Below are 16,594 nucleotides of genomic sequence, written 5' to 3'. Positions count from 1 at the left end.
ATGTCGTGTGTATTTCCAGTTCCCACAGTTAATGCTGAAGAGTTATCTAGCGACACCTTAGCTTATCTCGGCGATGCTGTTTACAATCTTTACGTTAAACTGCACATTTTAAAAGATGTTAAGGCAAGGGATTTACACAAACTCTCTAATACCTACGTTTCACGTGAAGGCCAAAGTAAAGCATTGGACAGGATAATGACACTGCTTACTGAAAAGGAGAGAGACATTGTACGTCGTGGGATGAATAGTAAGAGCGCAAGAAAGCATGGTAATGACCGCCTTTACATTAAAAGTACCGGTTTTGAAGCATTAGTTGGATATCTTTATCTTACAGATAGAGAGCGTCTTGGGTTTCTTCTAAAGGAGGGATTGCGATGGGAAGAAGTGTGATTATCGATGGCTCTATTGTTTACACTGACTCTAGTGAGATACTGAGTAACCCGGGTTTCGAAAGCCTTCTTAGAGAGTACATTGCAGTATTGAAAGAGAGGAATTCGCCGCTTTTGAGGACTTTGGAAGCTTTTCGCATAGGCGATGATTACGATGTTAAGCATTTCATCGAATATCTTCACCTACTAACTTTGAGGAACATACGTGAAATTACAACAATCATCAACTATGTAAATCCAGATGACTTAGCAAAGTTCGTAGACTCCTTCTACTCCTTTTGGCGTAATAAGCACAGGTTCATGATTAAAAAAGAGAGGTATACTATCGACAATGCAAGGAAGACCAGCATCGTTTTTACAGCGGTTATGATTGCTGAGGAATTCAAGAATTTGATAAGGAACTTGTACCGCACAATTATGAAAAATATATCACCAGACAATACAAATATCATTAGACAACTTCCAAGCGGCGCTCAAGTTACATTTTTGGTTGACGAGATAGAAATTTCTGATGAACGGTTTGAAGCATTTAAAGATATTCCCATGGTCTGGGGTGCCATATTCGACCCTCCGGTTATCTTTTACACCAGGTCGAATAAACGAAAAGGTGTATTACCAGTTGTGGAGAAACAAGTATTAAACCAAATCAAACTAAGCAACAGAGAAAGAGATTGGTTCCTTGTACCTGTGCTGGTGGCAGAGCTTTTGGTTTATGTGTTCGTTCATAAAGAATACCTTTCCCATGCGGCTGGTTTAGGCAACTTGTTCCAATTCGCCGATATTGTTGATATTAGGAGCAAGAAAACATCCGGTGTTTTGATATTCGGTTTGCCGGTTGAAAGTATCCCGGATTACAAACCCGAATGGAAGAACGGAGTTGTATTTAAAGATGGAGAACTCTACGTTGGAGTAATCCCTGCTTTAGATGAGAATGACTATTTCGGGTATATGAAAAAGACAATGCTGACACTACACAATTTGATAAGGATAGACCAAGGAAAATTACCTGTTCATGGCTCTATGGCGCGTATAGTATTAAAGAATGGAAAGAGTGCGGTAGCTATGTTTGTGGGTGACAGCGGTGCAGGGAAGAGTGAAACACTTGATGCTCTGAATAGATTGGAAGAAGTAGCATACGTAGATGTTATTATCGACGATATGGGGTCTTTAGATATCCTCAATGGTAGGGTAGTTGCCTATGGAACAGAAACAGGAGCCTTTGTCAGACTCGACGACCTCCCACCCGGATATGCCTATTACACAATGGATAGGAGTATCTTTATGAATCCTGATAAGATCAACGCAAGGGTGATAGTACCGTTCAATAACTACAAAGAGGTAATTACGCCAACACCTATAGATTTCTTTCTGTACGCTAACAATTACACGGAAGTCCATAATGATGAAGAAAGAGTTGTTTTCTTCGACAACGTTGAAAAGGCGCTGGAAGTCTTTTCGGCCGGTAAAAGAATGTCAAAAGGGACTACATCGGAGGAAGGAATGACCGAAAGTTACTTTGCTAATCCCTTTGGTGCAGTTCAACGAAAGGAAGAACACCATAAGATTGCTGAGACGTTCTTGCGAAAAATGTTTGAAACCGGTGTAAGAGTTGGGGAGATAAGAACGATGCTCGGAGTAGAGGGATACGAAAAAGAAGGTACCTATCTTGCGGCAAAAACACTTTACAAGCTCGTAGAAAAGATGTGATATTATTCAAAAATAAAGCGGTGGTGCAGGCCACCGCTTTAATTATCTATTTTGGTGTTTATTACAGCAGAGTTGCTATTAGTATTGCCTTTATCGTGTGTTTTCTGTTCTCTGCTTCGTCCCAGACTCTTGATTGTTTTCCTTCAATGACTTCGAAAGTAACTTCTTCTCCTTTTACAGCTGGTAAGCAGTGCATGAATATTGTTTCTGGTTTTCCTGTCTTTCTCATCAATTCCTCGTTGACCTGGTATGGCTGGAGCAATTTTCTTCTTTCTGCTGCTTTGTCTTCTTCGCCCATAGATGCCCAGACGTCTGTGTAGATGACATCAGCACCTTTGACCGCTTCATCAGGATTGTCTGTGAATTCGATTGTTGCGCCACTTTCTTTTGCAAATTTCATACATTCGTCAACAAGCCATTTTTCCGGTCTGAGTGATTCTGGTGAGCAGATAACATAGTGCATACCCATCTTTGCTGCTCCGACCATGAGAGAGTTTGCCATGTTGTTTCTTCCGTCTCCCATGAAAACAAGTTTAATGCCCTTTAGCCTACCAAATTCTTCTTCGATTGTCTGAAGGTCTGCCAAAACCTGAGTTGGATGGAATAGATCCGTTAAACCGTTGTAAACGGGCACACCTGAATACTTGGCAAGAATCTCAACTGTCTCTTGTTTGAAGCCCCTGAATTCAATTGCGTCAACCATTCTACCTAGCACTCTTGCTGTGTCTTCGATCGATTCTTTCGCACCAAGCTGGATATCTTGTATAGAGAGGAATATTGGATGACCTCCTTCTTCGGCAAACGCTGTCTCAAAAGCCAACCTTGTCCTCGTGGACCTCTTTTCGAAAATTAGCGCAAGAGTTTTACCTACAAATCTTTGATGCCTGATCCCAGCTCGGCTTTCTGCCTTGACCTGTTTTGCGATGTCGAGTAAGTAGCGAATTTCTTCCGGTGTGTTATCCATGAGTGAAAGAATCGAACGACCCTTCATATTTACTGCCATACGCAGTACCTCCCTTATGCTATAAGTTTATAGAAGATTATGTCTTCTGACTGTGAACTATAGTACACGAACAATTTTTGTTTTTCAAGCATTCGTTCTAAACGCATACGTGTGTAAGATTGTGCATACAAAAATATACGGCAAAATGAACAGGTATTTACTGATTAAAAGGTGTAACCCAAGAGAAATTCGACACCTTCAACTTTCGAATTATCGGACAGATAAAATGAAAAGATACCTGTGTTGAAAACTATACTGCCAGCATAGTATTTCGCACCAACACGAACAATACTTGTTATCTTCTCGAAACCAAAATCTGTTATCGGAAAGAGCATTCCTCCTGCTCCGTACAATGAAACTTTTCCAAAGTCAAGTTTCATATCGTATTTAGCGATTCCTCCAAGCATACCAAGATAACGGTTTGAAAAGTCTGTTAAGAACATTGCGGTAAATCCAGTTGTTGTGTTAGGTGTGTTTGCTGTTTGAGAAAATGAATTCACCTCTGCCACTACCAACCATGTTTGGTTAAAGGAATAAAAAGCACCTACGTTTAGTTCAAAAGCCAACCCCAAGGAAAGTATCATAAAAATGCCTAAAACGACAAGAGTTTTTTTCATACTATCCCTCCTCCTTCTCTGTATTTGTGAATATTCCAAAGGTTACTTGTTCTGAAAGTTCTTTGCGAGTTCGGGCAACTTTTCTTCGTCCAAATACGTCCTGTAATAGACATTACCATCAACAGTTATTTTTATTGGCATAGACGTAATCAGTGGGAGTTCCATTGTTTCTATGCTGAATCTCCCCAGTACGTAGTAAAGTTTTGCAAGCGCGGCTTCCGTTATTGCAGATTCTGGTCGTAGAGCTGTTACCTGTTTGGACAAGGATAAATAGTCTGATAGCCTGAGCCCATGTTTACTGTATACTTGAACTAAGTTGTTTATATCTTTTACATTGGCTTTTTGAAAGAATTCTTCTTTTTGATAAACTACATAGGAATAATCTGGTTTCAAACTGAGCAAATCAACGAAGTAAGTTAAGAAGTCTCTTGGACTCCCCTTTGTGGCATCGAGTTTTTTTGAATTAATAAAAAGCGTCACAGGAACATCAATCATGTATACTGCTTTTTTCTCTCCGCTGACGATGAGAAGTTTATTTTTTGCTTTGGTTTCTACAAGATTTTCGATATTTGAAGTATTAACTGGATAAACGAAATAATAAACAGAAATTTTATTTAAGTCGAAATCTGGGGAATTCCTTATTGCGGCAATTCTGATACCAAAATAAAGAAATACAAGGATAACAGCTACACCTAAAATTATGAGTACTATCTTTCCGTAACCGCCTTCTGTTCTTTTTCTTTGTTTACCAACGTAGCTTTTGTTTGTTTTCATAATCCTTGGGTTCACTCCTTTCTCTCAACCAATTTGTTCCACGTTTCTGTTGTCAGTGGTAATAGGTAAAGGTCGTGCGTTACTGCGTATATGATTTTATTTTTGATTATCTCAAAATATGCGACATTTAAGTCGTAAAAAGCTATTTCCCTGAGCTGGTTAACCTTTTCATAAAGTCTTGTCAATTCTAGAGAATCGGCCAGGGCAAGAGCTTTTGCATAAGGCCCGAAATCCGGATGTCCAGAAGTATGATAAGCGATTCCTAATAGCACGTCTTCGTCGATTATCTTATACTTCCTTTTCAAGAATTCAGCCGCAACAAGTCCGTGTAACAAGATTGGTCTTTTTTCGATGATACCTGTAACAGGGATTTGATAGGCAGTAGCCATCTTCTTAAGTTTTTTCTCTGGTACGTCTCTGAATAGGTCGTGGGCAAGTGCCATAATTGTCAGTTTGTCGCTATCCAGATTGTATCTTTTCGCTAACCGAGAACAAAAGTCAACCACACCGTTCACATGTTCAATTCTTTCAGGCTTTACCAGTTTGTTTACTAGTATTTTAAGGTCTTCTATTATGAATTCAGCGTTCATACGTTACCTCCTAGTTACAAGCTTTTCAAAAAATCAGAAATGATGAAAATCGTAAGTGAATTCTTCTATAGTGTACCTGCTTTCTACGTAAGTTTCAATACTATCTAATTTTGCTTCGGCGTCGTTTTCACTAAGTGTTGCAAAAGCGATTCCGATGAGAATGTAGTCTTTTGAATCTTGTCTTCCCGATTCAATTGCGGATATCTCAAACCGTTTTTTCAAATCATTTACAAGGCTTCGCACTATGCTCCGTTTTTCTTTCAATGAGTTGACACCGAAGAGCTTTATGAGTATTGTTCCGTATCCAACTACCATATGCGTTAGTGCACCCACTTATATTTTATTCTAATTCCTCGACCGTTATATTTTCATTAGTGTAGATGCATATCTCACTGGCGATTTTCATAGCTTGCTCTGCGATGCTTCTTGCATCTAGATTTGTATTTCTAATCAACGCCCTTGCCGCTGCCAATGCATATGGACCACCGGAACCTATTGCAGCTATATCTTCGTCTGGTTGGATTACTTCGCCAGTTCCTGAAAGAATCAAAAGGTGTTCCTTATCAGCGACAATGAGCATGGCTTCGAGTCGTCTTAAAGCTCTATCCAATCTCCAATCCTTTGCAAGTTCAATTGCTGCTTTCAGCAGATTTCCATTCCATTCCCTGTATTTTGTCTCAAAACGTTCAAGCAGCGTCATAGCATCTGCAACTGCACCTGCGAATCCTGCAAGTACCTTGCCATCGCCAATCTTTCTGACCTTTCTTGCCGTGCCTTTCATAACCGTTGCTCCGTAGGTAACTTGACCATCGGCGGCCATAACAACCTTTCCGTCTTTCCTAACTGCTAGAACGGTAGTTGAATGCCAAAGTTTTTCTTCTCTTTCTACAGATTCGGACATGATTTTTCCCTCCTGCTGAATCAAGTATATTTTCATTGCTTGGAAACCGCTTTCTTGATCCTGTTCATTATCGAAAAGAATATACCTTCTTCTGGAAGCTTTTCGATAATAGCTTCTGGATAAGAGCTTTTATCAACAAATCTCAAACTTTTGTAGAGGTTCTGTGCAATTGTGTATGGCTTTCCAAATTCCCCAATTATATGTACATTTTTGGCACCTTTCAAATACTTTTCGTAGGTTTCACGTGTGCACAAAATCAAAACATCCTTATTAGCATAATCGCTTATTTTATCTTTTTCAACGAGGCTTAAGTTTTTCTCTGGAGCGTAATGTCTATACTTCATGCCTGGTGCCAAGGGCTTTTCGTTTGACTTAGGAACATAATACTCCACACCGCCGAACTCTCCGAATATTTCGTTCAGTTCTTCTATAGTAACAGGTCCTGGACGAAGGACCAAAGGTTTTTCTTTTGTTAAATCAATGATTGTCGATTCTATTCCAAAAGCGCTTTCACCGGCATCGATGATGCATTCCACACGCCCGTACAAATCTTCAATCACACTCTTAGCATCCGTGGGACTTGGTCTGCCAGAAAGATTTGCGCTTGGAGCTGCTATTGGCCCTGCACATTGGGATAATCGTTGAGCAACAGGATGAGCAGGTATGCGAACGCCGACGGTATCCAGCCCTGCTGTTACTACTAGAGGAATGTTTTTCTTCTTTTTGAGCACAAACGTTACAGGCCCTGGTGTTAGTTTTTTGATTATATTCAAGTACCTTGGCTCGAGGTAAGCAACACTTTCCAGTTGTCCAAGACTAGAAAGGTGCACTATCAATGGATTATCCTGTGGCCTTCCTTTTACTTCAAATATCCTTCTAACTGCATCTGGATTTAGTGCAAGTGCGCCAAGCCCGTAAACTGTTTCCGTTGGAAAGGCCACTAGTCCTCCCTTTCTAAGAATATTGCAAGCGTATTCGATGGAATCGTTGTACAAATCGTTTATCTTGATGACCTTTGTTTCGATAATTATCTTACTCATTGCTACTTACCAACTCCCATTCGTCAGTGCTTCGAAAACTTGTTCATACAACTTAACGATTCTTCGATTCTTTGTACTCCAAATCATTTCGACGTTTCTGTGAAAACCGCTTTCTGTGTAGTTTGTAGAACCTGTGAACAGTTGATTATCAACGATTATGAATTTATGATGGAGCATCCTTTTATTAATTACCTTTGCGTGGTTTCGAAGGTACTTTGATATAGGACTACCAAGAAACCACTTATCTGTGACTATTCTTACGTCTACTCCTTGACTCTGCTTCCATTTTATTGCGGTCAGTATATTTTTGTCGGTAAATGCATACATGCAGATATAGATTCTTCTATGCGCCTTTTGTATTGATTTTAGTACAAGTCCTTCAGCATTATCGACTGGTGAAACCAGAAAGTCTTTGACTGTTCCAATTTTACCATAATTCCAAATATATAGGAAGAACTCTTTAAATCTCTGAGTGTAACTTCGTGGAAATACAAGTATATCGTTTAGTCCCATTTCTAAACCACTGATACTGAAATTGGCTGAGCCAAATAAAACACCGTGGTCATTTACCATAAACTTTACATGGTGTAATCCCTTTGAAGCATCAATCTTCGAAGGTAATCCAACCACGGCTTTTTCAGTTATTACTTTAACATCGACACCTCTGCTTTGAAGGTTTCTGAGAGCTGAGAGAATCGCCGGATGACTAACATCGAGAGCAGATACGTAAAGGAAAGTATCAGATGAGCTGATAAAGTTCACAGCAAGATTCGTTAGCGGTTCTTGTTCCGTGAAGTATACAGAAACATTTGACGGTGAATTTAGTACATTTGGAAGTAACAAACCTATGATTACTAAGGCGGGCAATATCAAAAGACAAATTCCTAAAACAAGTTTCGAACCGTCATATACGTTCATGAAAGCTCTCGTCCCTTGTTTTATGTGCTTTTATTAAGATTCGGATACCTTTAGCCGTTTCGAAAAAATCGCAAGACTAACTGACATAATAATTATATACACCACTGGAACAAGAAAATGTCCACTTTCTAATGCACTTAGCTGCTTTGTCATACGCATAGCGTCTACAATGTACGTAAGCGGCAAAATTTTAGCTATGCTTTTAACTATCGGATTTGCGAACTTCAATGGGAAATAAAAACCTCCTGCGAACATCTGAACTTGGAAATAGATCTGCCCAAAAACGAAGATCCTTGAGGCTTTTTTATTGGAGATTATCAAAACGTTTAAGACTAATAAGGTTAGAAGAATACATGCGATAGAGCCATGCAAAAGAAGAGAAGGTAAGTAGCTAATAACATCCACACCCTTTAAAATAGCAAAAAAGCTTAAGACAGATATTCCCAAAACGAGTTGGATTACATCAACGATAGCAATGAACACGAGCACGTAGATAATGTTAACCGGTGTTGTGTAAAAACGACGTAGTACACCTTTTCTGTAGATGTATTCAACCTCACTCAAGAAACCAAAAAGAAAGACCGACAAGAACGCCATCCCAACAACTCCCGGATAAATGAATTCGTTGTATTCGAATTCAGCTTTGGACAAATTGTGGATTTCAAGAGACACCGATTCTTTTATCCCGAGGGAATCAAAAACGCTTGACAAAATATTTCCCGCAAGTTTTGATTCCTGCCTTAGCGGAACGTAATAAATATCAACTAAAACTCTACGATGAAACTGCGTTTTTTGAAGAAAGAGCGCTAACTGGAGTTGTGAATCAAAATTTTCAGGAAGTACTACATATGCGTGTATCTTTCCTGCACGTAACTCCTTTTCTAGTTCTTTCAGCTTGGACAAACGTTCATTATCGTTGGCAAAATCTACAAACACTACATTGAACTGCTGTATATTTTCAAAGGCTTTCTTCAAAATGTTACTTTCACCCAGAATTTTAACTTTTAACTCAACGTTTTCTTCTACGTTTCCGAATATAGTTGTTAGGATTAAGAACAGTATGCTTGGAAATAGTACAAGCCAAAAGACTGATTCTTTTGACCTTAGAAAGAACTGCTTAAATAATGAAACGAAGAGTTCCTTTAAACCATGTACTTTCATGGATTTCCTCCCAGATTTCTAATCAATTTTACGACCGGTCAGTTTCAGAAATACATCTTCAAGTGTTGGGTGTCTTAGTACGAAATTTCTGACGTTCGCGGAAAGGAGTTTTTCTATAACCGGTATTGGATCGTTAACGGTGACATACGCGTATTCTCCAGAAATTATTAATTCCTGAATATTGACCTTGTCAGCGTACTGCTTAGGAAATTCGATGACAGAATTCAGATTTGATGAAGTTATCAATTCTTGTGGGGTACCGTGCGCGATGATTTTCCCGTGGTCCATAATATAAACTCTATCTGATAGTTGATGTGCTTCATCCATATAATGCGTTGTAAGAATTATCGATTTTCCAGCGTCCTTGTATTTCAAAATCACGTCCCACAAGTGCCTCCGAGCTTGTGGATCCAAACCAACTGTAGGTTCATCCAGAAAAACGATATCTGGATCGTTTATAAATGCCAAAGCAACAGCCAACCGTTGTTTTTGACCTCCAGAAAGATGCCTTATTTTTGTCTTTAACTTTTCTCCTAACTGAAATGTTTCAACGATCTCATCTATATCAAGATTCTTTTGATAGAAAGATGCGTACAACCTAAGAGTTTCGAGCACTGTAAGGTCTTCGAAAAAGAAATTCTCCTGTAAGCAGACGCCGATTCTTTCCTTTACTTCATCGACCGTTTTCTCGTAACTACCAAAGTAAACTATTTGCCCGCTGTCTGGTTTTCTTAATCCTTCCAGCATTTCAACGGTCGTTGTCTTACCTGCTCCATTAGGTCCAAGTATGGAAATAACTTCCCCTTTTCGAAGTTCTACGGAAACTCCATCAACCGCTTTTACTGATTGGTAGTACTTCTTAAGGTCTGTAGCAACAAGTACTAGATTGCTTGCTTCCATGAATATCACCTACCACAGCTTTGCTATCTATTCTCTAAAAGGAGTAATCTCTTTGTTGCGGAACTGCCCACAACTAATCCTAATAGGATAAAAACGAAGTTAATCAGGTAAAAAGTGAAATCATCAAGGACAGGGATTTCGTAAACCTTTTGAAATAACAAGTGAACGTATCTTGGAGTTGTAATATAAGAAGCGAAGCGTAGAGCTTTCGGTAGGAAGTCAATTGGGAAGTAGACACCTGAGAAGAATATGAATATCGTATAAAGTACTTGTGCGATACCTTGGGCCGATTTTTTAAACAGTAGGCCCAAGATTGTTCCAATTGTTAGGTTTGCCAAAACGGAACTGACGACAACCAAAAAATATACGGGCAGTTTTGTGAAACCAACTATCAAATTGGCGTTGAATATGACTTTTGAAAGCAGGAGCACAACAAAGGAGGAAACGATACCAGTTGATACATTTGCTCCAGCACAACTGAGAAACAACTCGAGGTGAGAGACAGGGGTTACAGAGAGCCTTTTAAACAAGCCATATCTCACATACTCGGAATAAATACTAACGCCAGCGTTCATTCCGACCGAAAGTAGCGATACAGCAACAACACCAATCATGATGTACTCAAGAGAGCTTAGTTCTCTACCAATACTTACAGGATGCGGATTAACTACAACAGGTTTCGCTGTGTTCTTTCCAGAATAGCGCAATCTAAAGACTTCGAGTTCGTAGTCATTTTGAAATAGATTTGACTTTAGGAAAACTTCAACTTTTCCACCTCTGGCAATCACAACTGCGTCGTATGAACTTTTCTCAATTTCTTCTTTGATGGGTATTTCTGAAAGCCTTGTCCAGTTTTCGAAATCTAATTCGATAGGTCTATCAGAGTAAAAAGCAACAGACGTATTCGTCTGTTGCTTTCCAAATACTGCGCCGAATAGTATTAAGAAAACTATTGGAAGAAGTAGATTCATAAAAAATAGAAATCTGTTTCTAAAATTTACGAGAAGAAATGAGTAAAAAAGCATGTTATTCTCCTTTTTCTGAGCTATTGGTTTATTACAAGGTAGACGATGATACCAGTTATAGCTAGTCCAAAGATTACCAACCAGTTCTTTAAAATGCTATTCTCGGCTTTCAAACTGTTCAGTTCCTTTTCCAAATTGTTCACAGAAGTTGAAATCTGTGAAACCTGTTCTCTGTCAGCTTTACTTTCGTTCAATGTTTTTACTTGTTCATAAGCATTGCTGATTCGTTCTTGATTCTGCTGAATTTGTTCTTGAGTTTGTTGAGTAACAGTTTTTAGCATGTTAATTTCTTCTTTAGCATTTTCTACATCAGTTGTGGTTTCCTCTATCAACTTTCTAACTTCCGTCAATTCTGTACGTGCTTTTTCCTGATCTGAAGAGATTTTTTGAACTTCTTTGTATATCAGTTCTTCAATTTCCTCAATTCTTTCGAATATATCGTTTTTGAGATTTTCAATGCTCTCAGAAAATTGAGATGAACTCTCGTTTAATCTTGCTTCCAAGATATCTTTTGTTGCAAATGTTTCAAGGGATTTTTCTATGCTAGTGATTTTATTTTCGATGTTTACAATCACCACATGCGTGTTTGAAATAGTTTCGTCTTGTTCCTTAACTTGTTTCTCCAAAGAATCAATGCGTTCACTTAAAGCAATGTTTTTACTTACTATTCGGTTATTAATTTCGTCTATGAGGTTGTTCGTAACTTGAATGTTCTTTTCCAGGTAATCAAGTCTTTGCTCGTGGTTACCCACTGTTTCTTTAAGGTCTGCCACAACTTGCTGTGTTGCTTGTTGCACTGCCTTGATTCCGTTCAATGAATTACTAAGTACTTTTGTTTCATTTGAGAGAGTGTCACAAAGTTTTGCTAAGTTCTGCAAGTTTACTTCCAATGATTCGAGTTTTTCATTAATTGAAGGAATTATCGAAAGGACCTTTTCAGAAACCTCTTTTGAAAAGACCTCTTGATTTTCTCCTATCTTTTCGATCCTTTCTGCCAGCTTAGATACTGTTGTTTTTAGATTTACTACTTCTTTATCAATGGATTTTACCTTATCAGTCAGAGAATCGAAGTTTGTTGATATAGACGAGATCTTACCGGCATCAAGTTCAACGGTTTTAGCCAGAGAAACAGTTTGTTTCTGTAACTCATCCACCAACTTGCTGATTGAATTAACAGTACTTTTCAAATCAGAAATTTCTCCTGCTACGTTGGTATCAAAGGTACCAATTGAACTTGAGTACGATACACTATCCGCTCTTTGCACATTGCTGTCCCTTAAACTTTCTAAGTCTTGCAACCTGCTTTCAATTTGTTTAATTTTTTCCTGGATGTCTAAAGTCAGAGATAACACCTTCTGTATGTTCTGGTTGACAGAATTCAGCTGAGCCGTTGTTGCTCGCTTCTGAACGTCGTCTTCTATTTTCTTGACCTTATCCTTTAGAGAATTCATCTCAGTAATAAGAGTTTGATAATTAGCATCCTGGGAAAGCTTTCCGGATATCTGCGAGACCTTTGCAACTAAATCATCTGTTAACCTGGCCAATTCGATATATTTGTCAGAAACGCTTTGTAATCTTCTTTCTATTTCATCAATCCTTTGATTTTTCATTTGGATCTCCTGCAATAGGGTTTGAACTTTTTTATCATCAGCAGGTAATACTTTGAACTCGCTTAGCAATTCTCTGACAGACTGTACTTCTCGCTTTAGATTCTCAATTTCATCTTTGTCAGCATAATTGTTGCTTAGTTGATATTTCTTCTCCAGTTGATTTAATTTCTCTGCCAAAGAATTCATCGTGGTTTCTATACTTGAAACCTTTGTTAAACTTTCTTCTAATGCCTTAATTTCAGCACTTTCAAGAATCTTGATTTTAAGTTCCTCAAGCAAAGTTTCACTGTATTTTAGCTCTGAGACCAACTGTTGTGTATCTTTACCTTGGCTTTTTTCGGAAATTTCTTTGATCTTCGCGAATAATTCGTTTAATCTCTTCTTTATTTCTTCATCTTCTCCAAATAAAGTCTCAAGCTGTTTTGAAAGATTATCGACCTTCTTGCTCAGTGTATCAAGCTCGTTTTGAATTTTCGCGTCGCTTTTCCATAGGGTGGAGATACTTTCCTGCAAAAAAACAATTTCTACGAGTATCTTTGAAATATCGTCTTCACTTGGTGTAGTCGGTTCTGTAGCAAAAGTTTTCTCTTTAAGAGACTTTATCTCAAGTATAGAGCTTTGGATTTCGTAAACTTTACTGCTCAAATTTTGAACATCGGCTTTTAAAAGTTCCAAAGATGCTAATCTTTCCTTTAACTCTTTGATTTCAGCTTCTACGTCCGCATTGCTTTCGGCAGCAGAAGTTGCTTTCTGGCTCTGAAGAGCATCTTGAAGTTGTTTAAGTTTGGAATTCAGACTATTTTCAAGTTCCTTTAATGAATCGCTGATTCTTGAAATTGAGTCGGAAAGGCTTTTGGAAGACTTCTCAAGGGTATCTAGGCGGGAATTCAGGCTTGTATACTTGCTATTTAGTTCATTTATTGATTTTTTTAGAGATTCCTGAGTTTCGTTCAACGTATTTACCTTTTGTTCGACAGAACTTATGGAAGTGACGGACTTATTGAGGGTTGATTTGTAGGCGTTGAGATCCTCGGATGTCTTTTTAAGTTCTTGTGAAAGCCTGCTTATGGATAACTGGATTTCTTCTATATCCTTTCTAAAAGTCGATTTTGTTTCATCCTGTTCTTTGCGAAGTGTATCAACAGATTGTTGAATACTTGAAACTTGGCTCTGCTGAGGTATTTCAGAAAACTTTGCTTGAATATTGGTAACTTTATTATCTATTTCTTTAAGACCTTCATCAAATAGAGAATATAACCTGTAAAGCAACATAACAACTTGATATCTGGTCACCGTTTCATTTCCTCTAAATGTTCCATCAGGGAACCCCGAGATAATTCCGAGGCTGCTCATCTTTTCAACAGCTTCGTAGGCCCAGTGCGATTGCGGGACGTCCTTATATTCTGCGTGCAAAACTACTGAAAGTAACACAAATGAGACAATGAATACCGTTTTAAAGATACTTTTCCTCATGTGACTTCCCCCCTTGGTAGAAATTTTCGATTGTATTATCTCTGTTCAAATTATAGCAAATATCTCTTTGTTTTTTGCAACAAAATTTTCTGGTGGTAAGACAGGATTAGTAAATCCCACTTGAAATCAACAATCTATCGAGTGTGGTTCAATCGTTTCTAAAATGTTCGTTTATAAATTGAACTGTTTTGTGATCAAGGGTGGAGAAATCTTCGGATTTTATTCTGTACGCGTTCTTAGCACCAATACCAGGCAAGGCTGTCAATTCTTCGAAAGTTAGTGCAGCCAGAGGAATTCTTCTAACGCCAGTTACTGACCTTTGTCCATGTCCGACTATCACTATGTCGGATGGTCTGTCAAATTCAGCAGGGACACCCACGAGAATTGGGTATGTTCCCAGGGGCCTGCCAAATGTAAGTCTTCCTTCCTTGAATTCCGGTATCACGTTCTCAATAACACATCCCACGGGGAATACCAGTTTGAGCATAGGGTTGTCTATGTTGTTTCTGATAAGGTATTTATAGTGTTCAAAGAGTTGTTTGTTTACTTTGAGTGTTCTCCGTTTTGATAGATAATAAATAGGCGTACCTGGGAAAATCATCAGCTGGCGGAGGTTTATTCTTCTAAGTAAAAACCCATGCTCTAAGTACTCTAAAAGTTTCTTGTAGTTTATCTCATAAGTTTTCTTGGTTTCACCGAACAATCCAAATATTAAGTTTATCCCCGGAAGCAATTTTGGGATACCATTTTTATCCCGCACCGCGCCAATTTCGTTAACCACCTTCACAGCAATATCGATATCTCCAACTTCTCCATCTAAGTTGTTCTTCTTTCTAACAACTGGGTCAAAACTCTCGACGCCAAACGACAAGATATCTCCTGCGGTGTTGAATTGTACGATAGTTTCGATTATTCTTGCTGAATGAGGAAGGTTTCGAGAAATGTAGGTAGGATTTGCGTTATCCGTATGCAGAACTCTTAACTCTGGGCAAGAATTTCTTATGCCACTGTAGAGTTCCTCAACAGCGGTGGGATTTATCTTATTACCGTTCCAGTCACTTCCAAAAGCAATAATATTCGCACTTCTGCCAAGTCTGAAGGCACGAATTCCATGGTTGTAAAGTTCAGCGATTTCATCGACAATATCCTTAACTGGGCGCGAAAAGAACTTTGGATGTAACAGCGGTTCTGTGCAGAACGTGCAGTATGTTCTTCTTTCACACCCTAAAGAGACCTCTATTTCAGCTATAACGTAAGGGTATCTCGGATGCTGAAGCACCACAGCAGCTCCAGCAATTGATGCCAATCTTATTGCTTTCGTATACTCTTCCGAAAGGTTATCTGCAACCCACTTCGCGATATCTTCGACAAATTCGTCGGAATCTATGCTTGATGTTTCTTTGGCTAGTTTTCCACCAGAGTCTGCAAACGCTTTTGCGATGGCTCCCATCAGTATTCTGTAAGACGATTTGGCATGGTTGAATATCTTAGTTACTTCTTTGGGGTTTATAGGTGTTCCACCGATATACTTTCCTGGTACTGTTGTTCCACCGATAATGACTACGTAATCATAACTAGAAAATGCGTGCCATAGGTCCTTGGCACGCACATCGTCTATTGTATAATAATCCACTTCGTATCCTTTTAGCACAAACACACCAGCCACGTATCTAACGTATGTACTGATGTAGGGAGGAACACCCAAAACCGCAGGTTCGTCTACATAACCGTCAATAATTGCGCAACGCATTTTTTATCTCCCTTGCTGTAGCTTCGGATGCTTTTAGTATCTTTATATAGTAGTTCCCAACTTTAAAGTCACCAGATGTTTTGTTTATTTCCAGTTCAAGTACCTTGCCGTTTTTGTCGTAGCCAGAGATTCTTATGAGATCTTTTCCCTGAGAAGTTGTGGCCCACAGGAAAAACTTTGAAAGGGAGTAAATTTCCTCTGGAAATGGCGTGTCATCCACAAACTTATATTTGGCGAGTAAGCTCCTTATGTCAAACTGTTTTGGAAATTTGTTTATATACATGGTGGTTGTGACATCGGCTACTGTCCGAACAACACGCATTATTTCTCCGGACACAACGAAGATTTCCAAGGAAAACGACTCCTCGTTGAACTTGTACACTCCATCCTTTGTTATATCCAGCCTTTTGGCCTTTACATATTCGTATGCAATGTCTGCCAAGTCTTTTATCTGGAAGCTTCTCAACAACACATTTGAGTCACCTATGTAATATTTGTCTTTCAGCCTGACCCACACAAAGTTTTCAGGGCTTGTAACAAAGACAATTTTGTAATCCCCACTTTCGTAGACTTCTTCGGAACGCATAAACGTACCAGCCTTGCTCGTTTCGTAAACCATTCGAACATAATATCCGTCCGAAAAAAGATGCGTGGAGAAACAAAAGACAGTAAGCATAATAAGAGTAAAAAGCAAAGAGTTAAGCTTCTGTTTGTTTTTCAACTTAACCTCACCTAA

The 16,594-nt window shown here is 38.8% G+C and carries 16 protein-coding genes; 2 read left to right on the top strand and 14 right to left on the bottom strand.

What is annotated here, in order from left to right; genetic code table 11:
• Both NA23_RS04835 and NA23_RS04830 read left to right on the top strand, forming a co-directional pair.
• Window positions 1–390 carry a Mini-ribonuclease 3 gene (locus tag NA23_RS04835; RefSeq protein ID WP_033190892.1) on the top strand — a complete coding sequence of 130 codons (390 nt, stop codon included), beginning with the start codon at window positions 1–3 and terminating at the stop codon, window positions 388–390.
• Window positions 375–2,096 (top strand): hypothetical protein, encoded by a 1,722-nt coding sequence (locus NA23_RS04830; RefSeq protein ID WP_249477150.1) that lies wholly within the window; start codon window positions 375–377, stop codon window positions 2,094–2,096. The genes NA23_RS04835 and NA23_RS04830 overlap by 16 nt, the downstream gene beginning before the upstream one ends.
• 61 nt (window positions 2,097–2,157) lie before the next feature.
• Here NA23_RS04830 and argF read toward each other — a convergent pair whose 3' ends face one another.
• The 14 genes from argF to NA23_RS04760 all read right to left on the bottom strand — a co-directional run bounded on the left by argF (window position 2,158) and on the right by NA23_RS04760 (window position 16,579).
• Complete coding sequence (gene argF / locus NA23_RS04825) at window positions 2,158–3,099, bottom strand: ornithine carbamoyltransferase (RefSeq protein WP_014451518.1); 942 nt, start codon at window positions 3,097–3,099, stop codon at window positions 2,158–2,160.
• A 164-nt stretch (window positions 3,100–3,263) separates the two neighbouring features.
• Window positions 3,264–3,716 (bottom strand): hypothetical protein, encoded by a 453-nt coding sequence (locus NA23_RS04820; RefSeq protein WP_033190894.1) that lies wholly within the window; start codon window positions 3,714–3,716, stop codon window positions 3,264–3,266.
• Between the two features lie 42 nt (window positions 3,717–3,758).
• Window positions 3,759–4,490 (bottom strand): hypothetical protein, encoded by a 732-nt coding sequence (locus NA23_RS04815; RefSeq protein ID WP_033190895.1) that lies wholly within the window; start codon window positions 4,488–4,490, stop codon window positions 3,759–3,761.
• Between the two features lie 11 nt (window positions 4,491–4,501).
• Complete coding sequence (gene yqeK / locus NA23_RS04810; protein ID WP_033190896.1) at window positions 4,502–5,080, bottom strand: bis(5'-nucleosyl)-tetraphosphatase (symmetrical) YqeK; 579 nt, start codon at window positions 5,078–5,080, stop codon at window positions 4,502–4,504.
• A gap of 33 nt (window positions 5,081–5,113) precedes the next feature.
• Window positions 5,114–5,395, bottom strand: a complete 282-nt coding sequence (locus NA23_RS04805) for a DUF503 domain-containing protein (protein ID WP_033190897.1) — start codon at window positions 5,393–5,395, stop codon at window positions 5,114–5,116.
• A 25-nt stretch (window positions 5,396–5,420) separates the two neighbouring features.
• Window positions 5,421–5,981 (bottom strand): ATP-dependent protease subunit HslV, encoded by a 561-nt coding sequence (hslV, locus tag NA23_RS04800; protein ID WP_033190898.1) that lies wholly within the window; start codon window positions 5,979–5,981, stop codon window positions 5,421–5,423.
• A gap of 32 nt (window positions 5,982–6,013) precedes the next feature.
• Window positions 6,014–7,021 (bottom strand): L-threonylcarbamoyladenylate synthase, encoded by a 1,008-nt coding sequence (locus NA23_RS04795; protein WP_033190899.1) that lies wholly within the window; start codon window positions 7,019–7,021, stop codon window positions 6,014–6,016.
• Between the two features lie 6 nt (window positions 7,022–7,027).
• The gene (locus NA23_RS04790; protein ID WP_249477148.1) at window positions 7,028–7,888 is read right to left on the bottom strand and encodes a phospholipase D-like domain-containing protein; all 861 of its coding nucleotides are present in this window, start codon (window positions 7,886–7,888) and stop codon (window positions 7,028–7,030) included.
• Window positions 7,889–7,972: 84 nt separating this feature from the next.
• Window positions 7,973–9,100, bottom strand: coding sequence for an ABC transporter permease (locus tag NA23_RS04785; protein WP_033190901.1), 1,128 nt, complete (start codon window positions 9,098–9,100; stop codon window positions 7,973–7,975).
• An 18-nt stretch (window positions 9,101–9,118) separates the two neighbouring features.
• Window positions 9,119–10,000, bottom strand: coding sequence for an ABC transporter ATP-binding protein (locus NA23_RS04780; protein WP_033190902.1), 882 nt, complete (start codon window positions 9,998–10,000; stop codon window positions 9,119–9,121).
• Between the two features lie 23 nt (window positions 10,001–10,023).
• Window positions 10,024–11,025, bottom strand: coding sequence for an ABC transporter permease (locus tag NA23_RS04775; RefSeq protein ID WP_033190903.1), 1,002 nt, complete (start codon window positions 11,023–11,025; stop codon window positions 10,024–10,026).
• A 20-nt stretch (window positions 11,026–11,045) separates the two neighbouring features.
• Window positions 11,046–14,108 carry an S-layer homology domain-containing protein gene (locus NA23_RS04770; RefSeq protein WP_033190904.1) on the bottom strand — a complete coding sequence of 1,021 codons (3,063 nt, stop codon included), beginning with the start codon at window positions 14,106–14,108 and terminating at the stop codon, window positions 11,046–11,048.
• A gap of 148 nt (window positions 14,109–14,256) precedes the next feature.
• A complete protein-coding gene (locus tag NA23_RS04765; protein ID WP_033190905.1) occupies window positions 14,257–15,858 on the bottom strand; it encodes a radical SAM protein in 1,602 nt (533 codons plus the stop codon).
• Window positions 15,839–16,579 carry a hypothetical protein gene (locus tag NA23_RS04760; protein ID WP_033190906.1) on the bottom strand — a complete coding sequence of 247 codons (741 nt, stop codon included), beginning with the start codon at window positions 16,577–16,579 and terminating at the stop codon, window positions 15,839–15,841. Before NA23_RS04760 ends, NA23_RS04765 begins: the two co-directional genes overlap by 20 nt.
• Window positions 16,580–16,594 lie beyond the last annotated feature (15 nt).

Origin of the sequence: Fervidobacterium islandicum (assembly GCF_000767275.3) — a bacterium.
GTDB classification, from domain to species: Bacteria; Thermotogota; Thermotogae; order Thermotogales; family Fervidobacteriaceae; genus Fervidobacterium; species Fervidobacterium islandicum.
The sequence above is the reverse complement of the archived record's forward strand: the minus strand, read 5'-3'. Positions and strand labels throughout refer to the sequence as shown.

Bases quoted from the DNA above. Each gene is read 5' to 3' on its own strand.
- NA23_RS04770 (WP_033190904.1), bottom strand. From the start codon at position 14,108: ATGAGGAAAAGTATCTTTAAAACGGTATTCATTGTCTCATTTGTGTTA.
- hslV (WP_033190898.1), bottom strand. From the start codon at position 5,981: ATGTCCGAATCTGTAGAAAGAGAAGAAAAACTTTGGCATTCAACTACC.
- argF (WP_014451518.1), bottom strand. From the start codon at position 3,099: ATGGCAGTAAATATGAAGGGTCGTTCGATTCTTTCACTCATGGATAAC.
- NA23_RS04805 (WP_033190897.1), bottom strand. From the start codon at position 5,395: ATGGTAGTTGGATACGGAACAATACTCATAAAGCTCTTCGGTGTCAAC.
- NA23_RS04830 (WP_249477150.1), top strand. From the start codon at position 375: ATGGGAAGAAGTGTGATTATCGATGGCTCTATTGTTTACACTGACTCT.
- NA23_RS04765 (WP_033190905.1), bottom strand. From the start codon at position 15,858: ATGCGTTGCGCAATTATTGACGGTTATGTAGACGAACCTGCGGTTTTG.
- NA23_RS04780 (WP_033190902.1), bottom strand. From the start codon at position 10,000: ATGGAAGCAAGCAATCTAGTACTTGTTGCTACAGACCTTAAGAAGTAC.
- NA23_RS04775 (WP_033190903.1), bottom strand. From the start codon at position 11,025: ATGCTTTTTTACTCATTTCTTCTCGTAAATTTTAGAAACAGATTTCTA.
- NA23_RS04835 (WP_033190892.1), top strand. From the start codon at position 1: ATGTCGTGTGTATTTCCAGTTCCCACAGTTAATGCTGAAGAGTTATCT.
- NA23_RS04795 (WP_033190899.1), bottom strand. From the start codon at position 7,021: ATGAGTAAGATAATTATCGAAACAAAGGTCATCAAGATAAACGATTTG.
- NA23_RS04820 (WP_033190894.1), bottom strand. From the start codon at position 3,716: ATGAAAAAAACTCTTGTCGTTTTAGGCATTTTTATGATACTTTCCTTG.
- NA23_RS04815 (WP_033190895.1), bottom strand. From the start codon at position 4,490: ATGAAAACAAACAAAAGCTACGTTGGTAAACAAAGAAAAAGAACAGAA.
- yqeK (WP_033190896.1), bottom strand. From the start codon at position 5,080: ATGAACGCTGAATTCATAATAGAAGACCTTAAAATACTAGTAAACAAA.
- NA23_RS04785 (WP_033190901.1), bottom strand. From the start codon at position 9,100: ATGAAAGTACATGGTTTAAAGGAACTCTTCGTTTCATTATTTAAGCAG.